This window comes from Streptomyces sp. NPDC048248 (assembly GCF_043201875.1).
Taxonomy (GTDB): Bacteria; Actinomycetota; Actinomycetes; order Streptomycetales; family Streptomycetaceae; genus Streptomyces.
Genome location: NZ_JBICZL010000006.1, coordinates 13,618 through 28,732, shown reverse-complemented (window position 1 = coordinate 28,732; position 15,115 = coordinate 13,618). Strand labels below are relative to the sequence as shown.

General features: G+C 72.6%; 13 protein-coding genes. 4 read left to right on the top strand and 9 right to left on the bottom strand.

Features of this window, described 5'->3' with window-relative positions; all coding sequences use genetic code 11:
* Positions 1–4: 4 nt before the first annotated feature.
* Positions 5–928, top strand: coding sequence for a hypothetical protein (locus ACGFZW_RS13855; protein ID WP_393893309.1), 924 nt, complete (start codon positions 5–7; stop codon positions 926–928).
* Between the two features lie 37 nt (positions 929–965).
* On the opposite strand, the gene ACGFZW_RS13850 is transcribed toward ACGFZW_RS13855, so the two are convergent.
* From ACGFZW_RS13850 to ACGFZW_RS13840, 3 genes are read right to left on the bottom strand one after another with little or no spacing between them, the layout of a single operon-like run.
* Positions 966–1,274: an AzlD domain-containing protein gene (locus tag ACGFZW_RS13850; protein ID WP_393893308.1), complete on the bottom strand. Its 309-nt coding sequence runs from the start codon at positions 1,272–1,274 to the stop codon at positions 966–968.
* Positions 1,271–2,083 (bottom strand): AzlC family ABC transporter permease, encoded by an 813-nt coding sequence (locus ACGFZW_RS13845; protein WP_393893307.1) that lies wholly within the window; start codon positions 2,081–2,083, stop codon positions 1,271–1,273. The genes ACGFZW_RS13850 and ACGFZW_RS13845 overlap by 4 nt, the downstream gene beginning before the upstream one ends.
* 10 nt (positions 2,084–2,093) lie before the next feature.
* A complete protein-coding gene (locus tag ACGFZW_RS13840) occupies positions 2,094–3,029 on the bottom strand; it encodes an AraC family transcriptional regulator (RefSeq protein WP_393893306.1) in 936 nt (311 codons plus the stop codon).
* 180 nt (positions 3,030–3,209) lie between these two features.
* Between ACGFZW_RS13840 and ACGFZW_RS13835 the strand changes: the two genes are divergently transcribed.
* The 3 genes from ACGFZW_RS13835 (at position 3,210) to ACGFZW_RS13825 (ending at position 9,771) form a co-directional block, all read left to right on the top strand.
* The gene (locus ACGFZW_RS13835) at positions 3,210–7,964 is read left to right on the top strand and encodes a DEAD/DEAH box helicase (protein WP_393893305.1); all 4,755 of its coding nucleotides are present in this window, start codon (positions 3,210–3,212) and stop codon (positions 7,962–7,964) included.
* Positions 7,965–8,098: 134 nt separating this feature from the next.
* Positions 8,099–8,917, top strand: a complete 819-nt coding sequence (locus ACGFZW_RS13830) for a DNA-formamidopyrimidine glycosylase family protein (protein WP_393893304.1) — start codon at positions 8,099–8,101, stop codon at positions 8,915–8,917.
* Positions 8,918–8,994: 77 nt separating this feature from the next.
* Positions 8,995–9,771 carry an SDR family NAD(P)-dependent oxidoreductase gene (locus ACGFZW_RS13825; protein WP_393893303.1) on the top strand — a complete coding sequence of 259 codons (777 nt, stop codon included), beginning with the start codon at positions 8,995–8,997 and terminating at the stop codon, positions 9,769–9,771.
* Between the two features lie 476 nt (positions 9,772–10,247).
* Here the strand turns inward: ACGFZW_RS13825 and ACGFZW_RS13820 are convergent, their stop codons facing one another.
* The 6 genes from ACGFZW_RS13820 to ACGFZW_RS13795 form a co-directional block, all read right to left on the bottom strand.
* Positions 10,248–10,718, bottom strand: a complete 471-nt coding sequence (locus ACGFZW_RS13820; RefSeq protein ID WP_393893302.1) for a Dps family protein — start codon at positions 10,716–10,718, stop codon at positions 10,248–10,250.
* 177 nt (positions 10,719–10,895) lie between these two features.
* Entirely contained in the window at positions 10,896–11,279 is a 384-nt protein-coding gene (locus ACGFZW_RS13815; protein ID WP_393893301.1) for a helix-turn-helix domain-containing protein, read from the bottom strand.
* Between the two features lie 109 nt (positions 11,280–11,388).
* A complete protein-coding gene (locus ACGFZW_RS13810) occupies positions 11,389–11,910 on the bottom strand; it encodes a CinA family protein (protein ID WP_393893300.1) in 522 nt (173 codons plus the stop codon).
* Entirely contained in the window at positions 11,907–12,557 is a 651-nt protein-coding gene (gene pgsA, locus ACGFZW_RS13805; RefSeq protein ID WP_393893299.1) for a CDP-diacylglycerol--glycerol-3-phosphate 3-phosphatidyltransferase, read from the bottom strand. The genes ACGFZW_RS13810 and pgsA overlap by 4 nt, the downstream gene beginning before the upstream one ends.
* Positions 12,554–14,038, bottom strand: a complete 1,485-nt coding sequence (rimO, locus tag ACGFZW_RS13800) for a 30S ribosomal protein S12 methylthiotransferase RimO (protein WP_393893298.1) — start codon at positions 14,036–14,038, stop codon at positions 12,554–12,556. Before rimO ends, pgsA begins: the two co-directional genes overlap by 4 nt.
* A 102-nt stretch (positions 14,039–14,140) precedes the next feature.
* A complete protein-coding gene (locus ACGFZW_RS13795; protein WP_393893297.1) occupies positions 14,141–14,950 on the bottom strand; it encodes a helix-turn-helix domain-containing protein in 810 nt (269 codons plus the stop codon).
* Positions 14,951–15,115 lie beyond the last annotated feature (165 nt).

The following is a 15,115-nucleotide window of genomic DNA, read 5'->3' as shown; positions in this document are numbered from 1 at the left end:
GGCCATGGCCGAAAACGCAAGCCCCTCCCCGACCCCTGTGGCGCGTGCCGAGCGCTTCGTCTGGCTGACCGCGCGGGTGCTCGAACAGCGGCTCTTCGAGTACCACTTCCTCGGCGGCGGTGCGGACGCGGTGGAGACCGCGCTCGCCGCGTACCGCAATGACGACGACGGTTACGGCCACGCCCTGGAGCCGGATCTGCGCGGCCCGGTCAGCCAGCCGCTGCACACCGCGCACGCCCTCGCGGTGCTGGACGGCATCGGGCGCTGCGAAGGCCGCCGGGTGGAGCACATCTGCCGCTATCTGACGCGGATCTCGACCCCGGAGGGCGCGCTGCCGGCGCTGCACCCGTCGATCGGTGGGTATCCGTCCGCGCCGTGGATCCCGGTGGTCGACGATCCGCCGAGCGCACTCCTGGCGACGGGGCCCGTGGTGGGTGTGCTGCACCGCAACGAGGTGTGGCACGCCTGGCTGTTCCGGGCGACGGACTACTGCTGGGTCGCCGTGGAGTCGCTGGAGAAGACCCACCCGTACGAGCTGGAGGCCGCGGTGGCCTTCCTGGACGGCGCACCGGACCGCGCGCGGGCGGCGGCCGCGGCGAAGCGCCTCGGCAAGCTGGCGCGGGAGCAGGGGCTGGTCCTGCTGGACCCCGACCGTGCGGCGGACGTCCCCGTGGCGGAGGGGTACGGCCCGGAGGAGCACCACTTGGCGTACGACTTCGCCCCCAGGCCGGATTCGCTCGCGCGCCGGTGGTTCAGCGACGCTGAGCTGGACCGGGCTCTGGACCATCTGGCGTCGCTCCAGGAGGAGGACGGCGGCTGGCCGCTGAACTGGCGGACCTGGGCCCCGGGCACGGCCCTGGAGTGCCGCCCGATGGTGACCCTCAAGGCGCTGCTCACACTGCGGGCCTACGGCCGACCGCTGGGCTGAGGCGGGAACGCCCGGCCGCTCCCGCCTCGGCCGGCGATCACCCTCCCAAGGCGCGCACCCCGGCGGTGACGACCACCGCGACGCCGATGACCAGGAGGAACGGCGCCCGCAGGGCGAGGGCGAGGGCCGCGGCGGCGACGCCTGCCACCTTGGCGTCGAGCAGCAGGTGCTGCCCGTCGCTGAAGGTCTGCTGTGCGGTGAGCGCGGCCAGCAGGGCAACCGGCAGGAGGGCGGCGAGCCGCTTGACGAGCGGGCGCTCCAGGAGACCGGCGGGCGCCGCGAGACCGAGGAACTTGACCAGGTAGCAGCCGACGGCGGTGGCACCGATGGCGATCCAGACGCTCATGTCGGATCCTCCTGCGTGTCGGTACGGCTGTCGCTGTCCTGCCCGTGAGGGGCGTGCGGCGCGCCGGGGGTGTCGGTGGTCGTCTTCGTTCGCGCCCGGCGCCCCTCCAGGAAGAGGACGACGGGTGCGGCGAGCGCCGCGAGGAGGACCGGGACGCCCGTGGGCATCACGGGCGTGGTCACCATGACCAGGACCACGGCGAGGCCTGCGGACGCCCGCTCGACGGTGGTCCTGAGCATCGGTGCGAGCAGCGCCAGGAAGACCGCGGGACCTGCCGCGTCCAGGCCCCAGGCGGCGGTGTCACCGAGCGCCTCGGCGCCGAGGGCGCCGCCCAGGGTGGTGAGGTTCCACAGGATGTACAGGGTCAGCCCGGTGACGGTGAAGCCGAGGCGGGCGCTGTGCCGATCGGGCTGCGCCAGGGCGACGGCGGACGTCTCGTCGATGACCCAGTGGGCGGCGAGGGGCCGGATGGACGCCCGGTAGCCGAGAAGCGCGGACAACCGCAGCCCGTAGAAGGCGTTGCGGGCCCCCAGGAAGAACGCGCCGGCGGCGGCGGTGAGCGGGTTGCCGCCCGCGGCAAGCGCGCCGACGAGGGCGAACTGCGAGGCTCCGGTGAAGACCAGCAGGCTGAGCGCGCAGGTCTGGAGGATGCTGAGGTGGGCCCCGGCAGCGGTCACGCCGAAGGCGAAGCCGGAAAGGCCCACCGCGACGCCGACGCCCAGGGCGTCCCTGATGACGGCGGAGTCCGGTGTGACGGGCCGCGGCGGCGCGGCCCGCTCCGGGGTGCTTGTGTCTGTCTGTTCTGGCACACCCGCGACGTTAGGCGGGAGCGCGGCCCGGGGTCTTGTACGTTCTTGCGCCGACGCGGCTGCCGGTGCGTTCCCTGCGGTACGCGCCGGGCGGCACTCCGACGATCCGGGTGAAGTGGCGGTTGAGGTGCGGCTGGTCGGTGAAGCCGACGGCCAGGGCTGCCTCGGCGGGCGCGCTGCCCGCCTCCAGGAGGCGGCGGGCCCGGCGCACCCGGGCATCGGTGAGCCAGGTGTGTGGCGGCATGCCGTAGACGTGCTTGAAGGCCCGCAGCAGCGCGAACGGGCTGGTCCCCAGCTCCGCCGCCAGCTTCTCCAGGGAGGGCGGGTCGGCCATCCGTTCCTCCAGGACGGCTTTGGCGCCGGCGGCGGCATCGGCGCCCGCCGACCGGGGCGTGCGGGCCGGGAGGGGGCCGCCGTAGCTGCGCAGCAGGCGGGCGACGGCGATCCGCAGCAGGCTGTCGGCGGCGAGGGCGTTGCCGTCCTCCGCGGCCCGGTGGATCCCGGTGATCATGCCGCCCAGGTGCGGGTCCACGGCGACGGTCTCGGTGAACCCAGCGGTCCCGCGCAGCGCGGTCGTCTCCTCGGCGATCTCGGAGACGAGCCCGGCCGAGGGGTAGAGCGTGGAGTAGGCCCAGCCTTCGGGGACGCCGGCGCGTGCGGTGTGCGCGACCTCCGGATTGATCATGATCACGCCGCCGTGGCCGGCGCGGATCACGCCGGACCGCAGGCCGACCTCCTCGACCCCGTCGGTGACCGCGCACACGACGTAGCCGTCGTGGGCGTGCCGGGGGAAGGAGTGCCGGACGTATCGGGCGCGCAGCAGTTCCAGACCGGGCAGCTCGGCAAGCGCCCAGTGGCGTGCCCATTCGCCTGGCGACCGGGGCGTGACCGCTGCACCGGGCCCGCCGCCCTCCGTGGCGGAGCCGTCTTCGCTGCCCGTGACCATGGCTCCATTCTGCGCCTGCGCGGCCGCCTCCGACCTGTGCGTCCGCTGCGTGGACGGTCCCGCACGGTCTCGTCGGGGAGGGGCGGACCGCGGATGGCCGGCCCCCGTCCGGCACCGGCACGCGCCGTCCGCCCGTCGCGTACGGCCGCATTGTCAGTGGTGCGGTGCACGATGGGGAACATGGCCAAGGCAGCGCTCGAATCCTTCTCTCCCGCGACCCGCGGCTGGTTCGCCGGGGCGTTCAGCGCGCCCACCGCGGCGCAGGAGGGCGCCTGGCAGGCCATCGGGGAGGGCTCCGACGTCCTCGTGGTGGCGCCGACGGGCTCCGGCAAGACCCTCGCCGCCTTCCTGGCCTCGCTGGACTCCCTGGCCAGCACGCCCCCGCCGGCCGAGCCGAAGAAGCGCTGCCGGGTGCTGTACGTGTCACCGCTGAAGGCGCTCGCCGTCGATGTCGAGCGCAATCTGCGCAGTCCGCTGACGGGCATCCGCCAGGAGTCGGTGCGGCTGGGGCTGCCGGAACCGGACGTCACGGTGGGCATCCGCTCGGGGGACACCCCGCCGGCCGAGCGCCGCTCGATCGCCAACCGCCCGCCGGACATCCTCATCACGACCCCCGAATCCCTGTTCCTGATGCTGACGTCCTCGGCCCGGGAGGCGCTCGCGGGCGTCGAGACGGTGATCCTCGACGAGGTGCACGCCGTCGCCGGGACCAAGCGGGGCGCGCATCTGGCGCTCTCCCTGGAGCGGCTGGACGAGCTGCTGGACCGCCCCGCCCGCCGGATCGGCCTGTCGGCGACGGTCCGGCCGGTGGAGGAGGTCGCCCGCTATCTGTCGCCGCAGCGGCGGGTGGAGATCGTCCAGCCGCCCTCCGGCAAGCGGTTCGACCTCTCCGTCGTCGTCCCCGTGGAGGACATGGGTGAGCTGGGCGGCTCCCCGGTCCAGGAGGGCGAGACCGGGGAGAAGCCGTCCATCTGGCCACAGGTCGAGGAGAAGATCGCCGACCTCGTCCAGGCCCACCGCTCCACGATCGTCTTCGCCAACTCCCGCCGGCTGGCGGAGCGGCTGTGCAACCGCCTCAACGAGATCGCCTACGAGCGGGCCACCGGCGAGGCCATGCCCGAGGCGCACTCCCCCGCGGAGATCATGGCCGAGGCCGGTGCCGCCAAGGGCGCGCCCCCGGTGCTCGCCCGCGCCCACCACGGCTCGGTCTCCAAGGAACAGCGCGCCCAGGTGGAGGAGGACCTGAAGGCCGGCCGGCTTCCGGCCGTGGTCGCGACCTCCAGCCTGGAGCTGGGCATCGACATGGGCGCGGTGGATCTGGTGGTCCAGGTCGAGTCACCGCCGTCCGTCGCCTCCGGACTGCAGCGGGTGGGCCGCGCCGGCCACCAGGTCGGCGCGGTGTCGACGGGCATCGTCTTCCCCAAGTACCGCGGCGACCTGGTGCAGGCCGCCGTGGTCACCGAGCGGATGCGTTCGGGCGCCATCGAGGCCCTGCGGGTGCCCGCCAATCCGCTGGACGTCCTCGCCCAGCAGATCGTGGCGATGACCGCGATGGACACCTGGGACGTGGAGGAGCTGTTGGCCGTCGTCCGCCGGGCGGCGCCGTTCGCCGCGCTCCCCGAGTCGGCGTTCACCGCGGTGCTGGACATGCTCGCCGGTCGCTATCCCTCCGACGCCTTCGCCGAGCTGCGCCCGCGCCTGGTGTGGGACCGCGTCGCCCGGACGGTGACCGGCCGCCCCGGGGCGCAGCGGCTGGCCGTCACCTCCGGTGGCACGATCCCCGACCGCGGTCTGTTCGGCGTCTTCCTGGCGGGCGGCGACTCCGGCAAGGGCGGTGGCGGGCGCCGGGTCGGTGAGCTGGACGAGGAGATGGTCTACGAATCCCGCGTCGGCGACGTCTTCACCCTCGGCACGACGTCGTGGCGCATCGAGGACATCACCCGCGACCGCGTCCTCGTCACACCCGCACCGGGCGTACCGGGCCGGCTGCCCTTCTGGAAGGGCGACCAGCTCGGCCGCCCCCTGGAGCTGGGCCGCGCGCTCGGCGCGTTCCTGCGCGAGGTCGGCTCGCTCGGCCCGGAGGACGCCCGCAGCCGCCTCGCGGCAGCCGGGCTCGACGACTGGGCGACCGACAACGTGCTGAGCTATCTCGCCGAGCAGAAGCAGGCCTGCGGTCATGTCCCGGACGATCGCACCATCGTCGTCGAGCGGTTCCGCGACGAGTTGGGCGACTGGCGGGTCGTCATCCACTCCCCCTTCGGCGCGCAGGTGCACGCTCCTTGGGCGCTTGCGCTCGGCGCCCGTCTCTCCGAGCGCTACGGCATGGACGCACAGGTGATGCATGCCGACGACGGCATCGTGCTGCGGCTGCCGGACGCCGACCTGATGGGCCTGGATCTTCTCGACGACGGCTTCGAACCGGGGGGCGACCCCGGCCTCGCCGCCCGGGGCACGGAATTCGACCCGGAGCAGTCGCCCGTGGGCGCCTCGGATGTGGTCTTCGACCACGGCGAGGTCGATCAGCTCGTCACCGACCAGGTCGGTGGCTCCGCGCTGTTCGCCTCCCGGTTCCGCGAATGCGCCGCCCGCGCCCTGCTGCTGCCGCGCCGCAGCCCCGGCAAGCGCACCCCGCTGTGGCAGCAGCGCCAGCGGGCAGCCCAACTCCTCCAGGTGGCGAGCGAGTTCGGCTCCTTCCCGATCGTGCTGGAAGCCGTCCGCGAATGCCTGCAGGACGTCTTCGACGTACCGGGTCTGACGGAGCTCATGGGCGATGTCGAGGCGCGCCGGGTGCGCCTGGTGGAGGTCACCACCCCCGAGCCGTCGCCGTTCGCCCGCTCGCTGCTCTTCGGCTACGTCGCCCAGTTCCTCTACGAGGGCGACTCCCCGCTGGCCGAGCGGCGCGCCGCCGCGCTGTCCCTGGACTCCCGCCTGCTGGCCGAGCTGCTGGGCCAGGCCGAGCTGCGCGAGCTGCTGGACGCCGAGGTGCTGGCCGAGCTGGAGCGCGAGCTGCAGTGGCTCACGGAGGACCGTCGCGTCAAGGACCCCGAGGGCGTCGCCGACCTGCTGCGGCTGCTCGGGCCGCTGACCGACGCCGAGCTGGTCGAGCGCGGCGCGGATCCGGCCTGGCCCCGGGAGCTGGCCTCGGCCCGCCGGGCCATCACGGTGCGGATCGCCGGCGCCGGCCACTGGGCCGCGGTGGAGGACGCCGGACGCCTGCGCGACGCCCTGGGGACGGCCCTTCCGGTCGGTGTGCCGGAGTCGTTCACCGAGCCGGTCAAGGACCCGCTGGGCGACCTCCTCTCCCGCTACGCCCGCACCCACGGCCCCTTCACCTCGGAGCAGGCCGCCGCCCGCTTCGGCCTGGGCACGGCCGTGACCGATGGCGCGCTGCAGCGTCTGGCCGCCGCGGGCCGTGTCGTCCAGGGCGAATTCCACCCGGCCGGCATCGGTCAGGAATGGTGCGACGCACAGGTGCTGCGCAGGTTGCGCCGCCGCTCGCTGGCCGCGCTGCGCGAGGAACTGGAGCCGGTGCCGCCGGCCGCGCTCGCCGCCTTCCTCCCCCAGTGGCAGCACGTCACCGCGCCGGGCGGCCCGGGGCGGAGTTCCGGCGGCTCGCACGGCCTGCGTGGCATCGACGGCCTGGTCCGCGCCATCGAGCAGCTCCAGGGCGCCCCGGTCCCGGCGTCCGCCCTGGAGAAACTGGTGCTGCCGTCCCGCGTCGGCGACTACACCCCCGCGATGCTGGACGAACTCACCGCCACCGGCGAGGTGGTGTGGTCGGGTGCCGGCGCGCTGCCGGGCAAGGACGGCTGGCTCTCCCTGCATCTCACGGACTCCGCGCCGCTGCTGCTCCCTCCCCCACTCCCCCTCGAACTCACGGCGCTGCACGAATCGGTGCTGACCACCCTCGCCCCCGGGTACGGCCTGTTCTTCCGGCAGATCGCCGACCAGGTCAGGGCGACCACCCATCCCGAGGCCACCGACCCGCAACTCGCCGATGCGCTCTGGGATCTGGCCTGGTCCGGGCGGCTGAGCAACGACACCCTCGCCCCGCTGCGCGCCCTCCTCGGCTCGGGCCGCACGGCCGGCTCGACCGCCCACCGCGCCCGGCGCGCGGTCCCCCGCGGCCGGTACGGCTCCCTGACCGCCGCGACGGGCCGTACGGGCCGACCCACCGCCTCGCGCTCCGGGCCGCCCACGGTCGGCGGCCGCTGGTCCGTGCTCCCCGCCCTCGAACCGGACGCCACCCACCGCGCCCATGCGCTGGCACGTACGCTCCTGGACCGGCACGGCATCGTCACCCGCGGCGCCGTCGCCGCGGAGGGTGTCGAGGGCGGCTTCTCCGCCGCCTATCGGGTACTTGCGGTGTTCGAGGAGTCCGGGCAGGCGCGCCGCGGATATGTCGTGGAGGGGCTGGGCGCCGCGCAGTTCGCGATGGACGGCGCGGTGGACCGCTTGCGCGCGGTCAACACCCAGCGGGAGCGCACGGCGGACGAGGCTCTTCCGGACGGAAGTGCGGGCCGGTATCGCCACGGTGGACCGCAGCGCGCCGTCGTCCTGGCGGCCGCCGACCCGGCCAACGCCTATGGCGCCGCCCTTCCGTGGCCCGACCCACCCGAAGGATCGACCCACAAGCCCGGCCGCAAGGCGGGCTCCCTCGTCGTCCTCGTCGACGGCGAGCTGACGCTCTACATGGAGCGCGGCGGCAAGACGCTGTTGATCTGGCCCCTGGGCGACGATCCGGCCGACGCCGGCAGCGATGCCCGGGTCCAGCCCGCCGTCGCGGCGCTCACCGAAGCCGCCCGCGCGGGCGCTCTCGGCACCATCACCACCGAACGCATCAACGGCACCGCGGCCCTCACCTCCCCCTTCGCCCCCGCCCTGGAGGTCGCCGGCTTCCACCCCACCCCTCGGGGAATGCGGCTGCGCGGCTGACGACCAGCGCCCCGAGCCCGCCGACCGCGGCCCCATGGTGCTGCGGCACGCGCCCGGCCGGTCGGCGCCATCGGAAGCAGGAGGCCAACAGCCGGATCCGCCCTCACGGCGCCACTCCCCGGCATGATGGATCCATGCCCGAAGGCGACACCGTCTGGCGTCTGGCCCAGCGCTTGCACGACGCGCTGGCCGATCATCCGCTGACCCGTTCCGACCTCCGTGTCCCGCAACTCGCGACGGTGGACCTGACCGGGCGCACGGTCCTCGGCGTAGTCCCGCGCGGCAAGCACCTCCTCACCCGCATCGAGGGCGGCCTCACCCTGCACTCCCATCTCCGCATGGACGGCGCCTGGAAGATCTACCGCCCGGACGAACACTGGCGGGGCGGCCCCGCCCACCAGATCAGGGCGATCCTCGGCACCGAGCGGCACACGGTCGTCGGCTACCGCCTCCCCGTCCTGGAGCTGCTGCGCACCAGCGACGAGTCCCGGGTCGTCGGCCACCTCGGGCCCGATCTCCTCGGCCCCGACTGGGACCCGGCCGAAGCCCTGCGCAGGCTGCTCTCCGTCCCCGCGCGTCCGCTGGGCGAAGCCCTGCTCGACCAGCGAAATCTCGCCGGTATCGGCAACGTCTACAAGTGCGAGCTCTGCTTCCTCCTGCGCGCCTCGCCGTGGCTCCCCGCCGGCGCCCTCCCCGACCCCGAGCGCGCCATCACGCTCGCCAAGAAGCTCCTCGAAGCCAACAAGCACCGCCCGGCACGCGTCACCACCCCCAGCGCCCGCACCGACCGCCGACTGTGGGTCTACGGCAGAGCAGGGCAACCCTGCCGGCGTTGTGGCACCCGGATCCTCTCCGCCGACCAGGGCCCCGCCCCCGAGGAACGCGTCACGTACTGGTGTCCGGCCTGCCAACCGGAGCCTCCCGAGCCACACCCCGGATCCGCCGCCCCCTGACGCCCACGGCCTGGTGGCGCGGAATCCGCCCGGCACACCAATTGACGCACCGTCAGCAATCTCTCTACCCTCACGCCATGCCTGTCACGGCGTACGACCTCATGGGCCGCACCGCGATCGTCACCGGCGCTGCGAGCGGTATCGGGCGCGCCACCGCCGTCCTGCTCGCGGAGGCCGGCGCAACGGTGCACTGCGCGGACCTCGACGGCAGCGGGGCCGAAGCGACCGCCTCGACCATCAACCGGTCAGGAGGTTCCGCCCGCCCCCACGCCCTGGATGTCGCCCGGCGCGATCAGGTCGCCGGCGTCGTCGAGGAGGCCCGCCGGGCCACCGGCCACCTCGACGTGATGGCCAATATCGCCGGGATCATGCACACCTCGACGGTTCTGGAGACCGAGGACGCGGATCTCGACCGGGTCTGGAACACCAATTTCAAGGGCGTGCTGCACGGCTGCCAGGAGGCCGCTCGTGCGATGCTCGCCGCCGACACCCGGGGCAGCATCGTGACCATGGCGTCCGGGGCCATCGACACCGGCGCTCCCGGGCTGCTCTGTTACGGCGTGGCCAAGGCGGCGGTGGTCCAGCTCACCAAGACCCTGGCCTCCGAGGTCGGCCGACACGGCATCCGCGTCAACGCCATCGCCCCGGGCTGGGTGCGGACCGCCATGACCGACCGCCACACGACCGAGGCCCGCCGGCAGGCCGAAGGACCCATGATCCGGATGTCTCCCCTGGGCCGGGTGGGTGAGCCCGAGGACATCGCGCACGCCGTGCTCCACCTGGCGTCCGATGCCTCGTCCTTCACGACCGGCCAGATTCTCCGCCCCAACGGCGGCGTCGCCATGCCGTGGTGAGCGCCCTCCAGACCTCCTCCCCCGGCCTGGCGCGCTCGCGCCCACGGTCCCTGCGGCCCGCCCAGGGGACGCAGTGCACCGGAAGCAGGCTGAGCCCCCACCCGCCTGCCGCCACCGCCCCCTCGACCATGCCCGCCACGTGGGGCCACAGCGTGAGCCGGAGTACGGCCCACCACCACAGCCCGCCGATGACGGTCACGGCTATCCAGCGCCCCGGTATCGCCCGGGAAGGCCGGTCATCCGGCCCGCGGGCCGGAAGTGTCCCGGTCACGCCGCGGGCCACGAAATCGTGCCACGCCATGGCTGCCTCCTCCGACCGACGCTAAGCGGACCCGCCACCCGGCGCGAGGGCGCACCGGGGCAGTCCCGGCGCGCACCGGGTGGCGGTACGCCCATCCGTGGACGACGCGTCCTGCGACGGGTCGGATGACCGGCCACCGGACACCGCGACCCTCGACGTGGCGGCCATCAGCCGGTCAGGAGGACTCGGCCTGGAACATCCAGTGGTGCTTCTCCAGCTCCGCCGTCAGACCGATGAGGATGTCCTGAGTGACCGGGTCCGGGTCACCGGTGGCGGTGATGCGCTCCCGCATCCGCTCGATGACCGCGGCAAGCCCCGTCACCAGGGTCTGCACCGCGTCACCGTCCTTGATCCAGCCGTCCGATACCTCGCCGATGCCACTCGTCTTGGCGATCGTCACGGCCCGGCCGTCCGGCGCCACACCGATCGCGGAAGCCCGCTCGGCAACGGTGTCGGCGTGCTGCCGTGCGGTGTCCACGACCTCGTCGAGTTGCAGGTGGACGGAACGGAAGCGCGGACCCACGACATTCCAGTGCACCTGCTTGGCGACAAGGGAGAGGTCCACCAGATCGACGAGCGCGCCCTGCAGGGCGTTGCCGACGACGTTGAGGTCGTCATCGGACAGTGTGCTCTTGACCACAGGCATCCAAATACTCCTTTTCAGATGATTGTTCCGATTTACTCAGCGTACAAACGATTGTTGCGTTCTGAGTAGATCGGGCGGTCCGACCGAGCGGGTACCCGCGCCCACCAGGCCCACACACGCCACAGAGCCCCGACCGGCGACAACCGGTCGGGGCTCTGCAGGGGATGAACGGGGGCGTCAGGCGGCGACGACATCCACGACGTCCGCCGGGGACTTGATGGTGACGCGGTCCTCCGGCACACCGGCCAGGGAGGTGACGGACACCGAGTTGAGCTTCGGCCGCACCGGTGCCGGCACCGGGTCACTCGCGGCCGCGGACTGTGCCAGCTCGGCGAGCGCCAGCTCATCGCTGACCTCTCGCATGAGCTCTGACATGCGCACATCCAACGCGTCACAGATCGACGAGAGCAGCTCGGAGGACGCCTCCTTCTGCCCCCTTTCGACCTCGGACAAATAGCCGAGTGATACCCGAGCGGAGGAAGAGACCTCGCGCAGGGTTCGGCCCTGGCGCTGACGCTGTCGGCGCAGCACGTCACCCAGCAGGCGACGAAGCAGAATCATCGCTGGCTCCCTCCTCGGACCTCGGATCCGGATCCTTCTCGCCCCACCGTACCGCCTCGGGCCGCAGCCGTGCCGGGCGCAAGTTCGTGTTCTCTCAGGGCTGCAAACATCAATTCCCCCTGTGTTGTTCCGTATCCTGTGCCCGCGCATTTTCTGTCAGTTCGCTCAACAACAGGATGATCACGGCTTCCACGGTGTCCAGGCGGATTCGGTCACGATCCCCCTCCAGTGCCAGCCGGCGCACCCCGCCCGCGCCATCGGGGCCTTGGACCGCCACGAACACGGTCCCCACGGGCTGCCCGTCCTGGGGGTCGGGGCCCGCGACCCCGGTCGTGGCGATGCCCCAGTCGGCGCCCAGAGCCCGCCGCACACCGCTCGCCATCTGGCGCGCGACCTCGCCGTCCACGGCTCCGCGCTCGGCCAGCAGCGCGCCGTCCACGCCCAGCACGGCACGCTTGAGGTCGGTGGCGTAGGCGGTCACCGAACCCCGTACGACGCGCGAGGCCCCGGGTACGGCGGTCAGCGCGCCCGCGACCAACCCCCCGGTCAGCGATTCGGCCACCGCCAGGCTCTGCCCGCGCCCCGCGAGCTGCTCCAACGCCCCGGCCGCCGCAGAACCCGGCCCGGTCACCGTACGGCTTCCCGATCGGTCCGCTCGGCCCGCTCCTTGGCCAGCCCGGCCCGGCGCATGGACACGGCCTGGCGCACGTAGTCCAGCCCGGTGGCGACGGTCAGCACCACGGCTACCGCCATCACCCACCAGCGCAGTGTCGCCAGCGGCCCGGTGAGCACCAGGACGTACATCCCCACCGCGGTGCCCTGCGCCAATGTCTTGATCTTGCCGCCACGACTGGCCGGAATCACACCGTGCTTGATCACCCAGAAGCGCATCAGCGTGATGCCGAGCTCGCGGAAGAGGATCACACCGGTCACCCACCACGGCAGATCACCCAGCACCGACAGGCACACCAGCGCCGCGCCCATGATCGCCTTGTCCGCTATCGGGTCGGCGATCTTCCCGAAGTCCGTGACCAGGTTGTACGCGCGCGCCAGGTGTCCGTCGAAGATGTCGGTGATCATGGCGACGGCGAAGGCCGCCCAGGCGAAGGCGCGCCAGGCCGGATCCGATCCGTCCTCGTGCATGAGCAGCATCACGAAGGCCGGGACGAGCACCAGCCGCAGCATGGTGAGGACGTTGGCGATGTTCCACAGCCCGGCCTGCCGGACGACCGGCGCCGTGCGCGGGCCACCCGCTGCGGAAGCCGGGACTCCGGTCATCTGCCCGCCTCCTCGGTACATGCCGCGCCGTCCACCGACAGCACCTCGGCCACGAGGTCCACGCCCTCGCTCGCCACCACCTTTGCTTCGACCATACGACCGGGAGCGAGCTCCAGGTCGGACGAGAGCAGCGTGACCCCGTCGGTTTCCGGTGCCTGGTGCGCGGCCCGCCCGACGATGCCGTCCTCCTCGTCGATCCGGTCGACCAGCACCCGGACGTGCTCACCGACCCGCTCCTCGGCGCGCTGTGCGGTCAGCTCCTCGGCCAGCCGCGAGACCCGCGCCAGCCGCTCGGCGACCACGTCCGGATCGACCTTCTCCTCGTAGGAGGCGGCTTCCGTACCGTCCTCGTCGGAGTAGCCGAAGACGCCGATGGCGTCCAGGCGGGCCTCGGTGATGAAGCGCTCGAGTTCCGCGAGGTCGCTCTCGCTCTCGCCCGGGAAGCCGACGATGAAGTTGGAGCGGGCGCCGGCCTGCGGCGCCTTCGCCCGGATCTGCTCCAGCAGACCCAGGAAGCGCTCGGTGTCCCCGAAGCGGCGCATCGCGCGCAGCACCCCGGGCGCCGAATGCTGGAAGGACAGATCGAAGTAGGGCGCCACCTTGTCGGTGCCGGTCAGCACGTCGATGAGCCCGGGCCGCATCTCCGCGGGCTGCAGATAGCTGACGCGGATCCGCTCGATGCCGTCCACCGCGGCCAGCTCCGGCAGCAGCGTCTCCAGCAGCCGGATGTCGCCGAGGTCCTTGCCGTATGAGGTGTTGTTCTCGGAGACCAGCATGACCTCCTTGACGCCCTGCTCGGCCAGCCAGCGCGTCTCGCCCAGCACGTCGGAGGGCCGGCGCGAGATGAAGGAGCCGCGGAAGGACGGGATCGCGCAGAACGAGCAGCGCCGGTCGCAGCCGGAGGCGAGCTTGACCGAGGCCACCGGGTTGCTGCCGAGCCTGCGGCGCAGCGGCGCGCGTGGCCCTGAGGCCGGTGCGACGCCCTCCGGGAGGTCCTCCGGGGGTGTGTCCTGGGCGTGGCCCGGCAGAGCGACCTCGGCCGCGCCCTGCCGCTCGGCAGGGCTGATCGGCAGCAGCTTGCGGCGGTCGCGCGGGGTGTGCGAGGCGTGGATGCCGCCGTTAAGAATGGTCTGCAGGCGGTCGGAGATGTCGGTGTAGTCGTCGAAGCCGAGCACACCGTCGGCCTCGGGCAGCGCCTGGGCGAGCTCGCTGCCGTAGCGCTCGGCCATGCAGCCGACGGCCACCACGGCCTGGGTCTTGCCGTGATCCTTCAGATCGTTGGCTTCGAGCAGGGCGTCGACGGAGTCCTTCTTGGCGGCTTCGACGAAGCCGCAGGTGTTGACGACGGCGACATCGGCTTCGGCGGCTTCCTCGACGAGCTCCCAGCCGTCCGCTGCCAAGCGGCCTGCGAGCTCCTCCGAGTCCACCTCGTTACGGGCGCAGCCAAGGGTGACGAGGGCGACGGTACGGCGTTCGGGCATGAGGCTCAGCCTACTTCGTCCCGGCCGTACCCATTGCGCCCAGGTCTCCGCCGCCGGTCCCGGGCATCCGGGGCCTGGCGGCGGAGGGGGTCGTGCCGGGTATCAGCCCGCCTGCGGGTCTCCGGGGGTGTAGCTGAGCCGCTCCACGGATCCCTCGTCGCCGACCTGCTTGACCTCCTTGCCGTTGACGTACAGCTGTACGGCTCCGGCGTTACCGAGGACCAGGTCGATCCGCTTCTTGTCGGTGAAGGTCTTGGACTCGCCCTGCTTGAGCAGGCCGTCCTGGAGGAGCTTGCCGTTGGCGTCCTTGGCGGACACCCAGCTCTGGCCGTCCCGGGCGGTCACCTTGATCGTGACCTTGTCCTTGGGCAGCCCGGCGATGGCGCTGTCGGAGGGCTGGGGGGTGTCGGGTTTGACGGTGGGCCTGGTGGTGCGCGGGGCGGGCGCCGGCTTGCGGGCACCCGTGGTGTCGTCGGCGGCGATCGGACCGCCGGTGTTCTTTTCCCCGCCGTTGAACATCGTGAAGCCGACGAAGCCGACGACGGCGACGATCGCCGCGACCATGGCGGCGGTCCAATTGGGCCGTCGAGGCTCCGCGCGGATGCGCTCGGCTTCGAAGAGGGGCGCGGCGGGGGTCGGTGCGGGCCGTCCGCCGTGCTCGGCATCGAACTGGTGGACGAGAGGTTCGGGATCGAGGGAAACGGCGCGGGCGAGCGTACGGATGTGTCCCCGGGCGTAGACGTCGCCGCCACAGCGCGAGAAATCGTCCTGCTCGATCGCGTGCACGATGGGGATGCGCACCCGTGTCGTCGTACTGACCTCTTCGACGGTCAGCCGTGCGTCGATACGGGCCTGCTGGAGGGCGCGACCGACGGAAGGCCGGTCGTCTTCGGGGGAGTTGCCGATGGACACGGGGGCGCCTTTCGAGCGTGTAGCCACCTGCTGGAGGTTCAGTCTAGGGGTGGAGCGAAAGGGTCGGGCAAGCGGGAGAGCAGAGTTTGTACGCCATCAGAACGCCCGCGGTCGGAGCCGGCGGGCCTGATGTTGCAGCATCGTTCCCTCACCTCCCTCAACTTG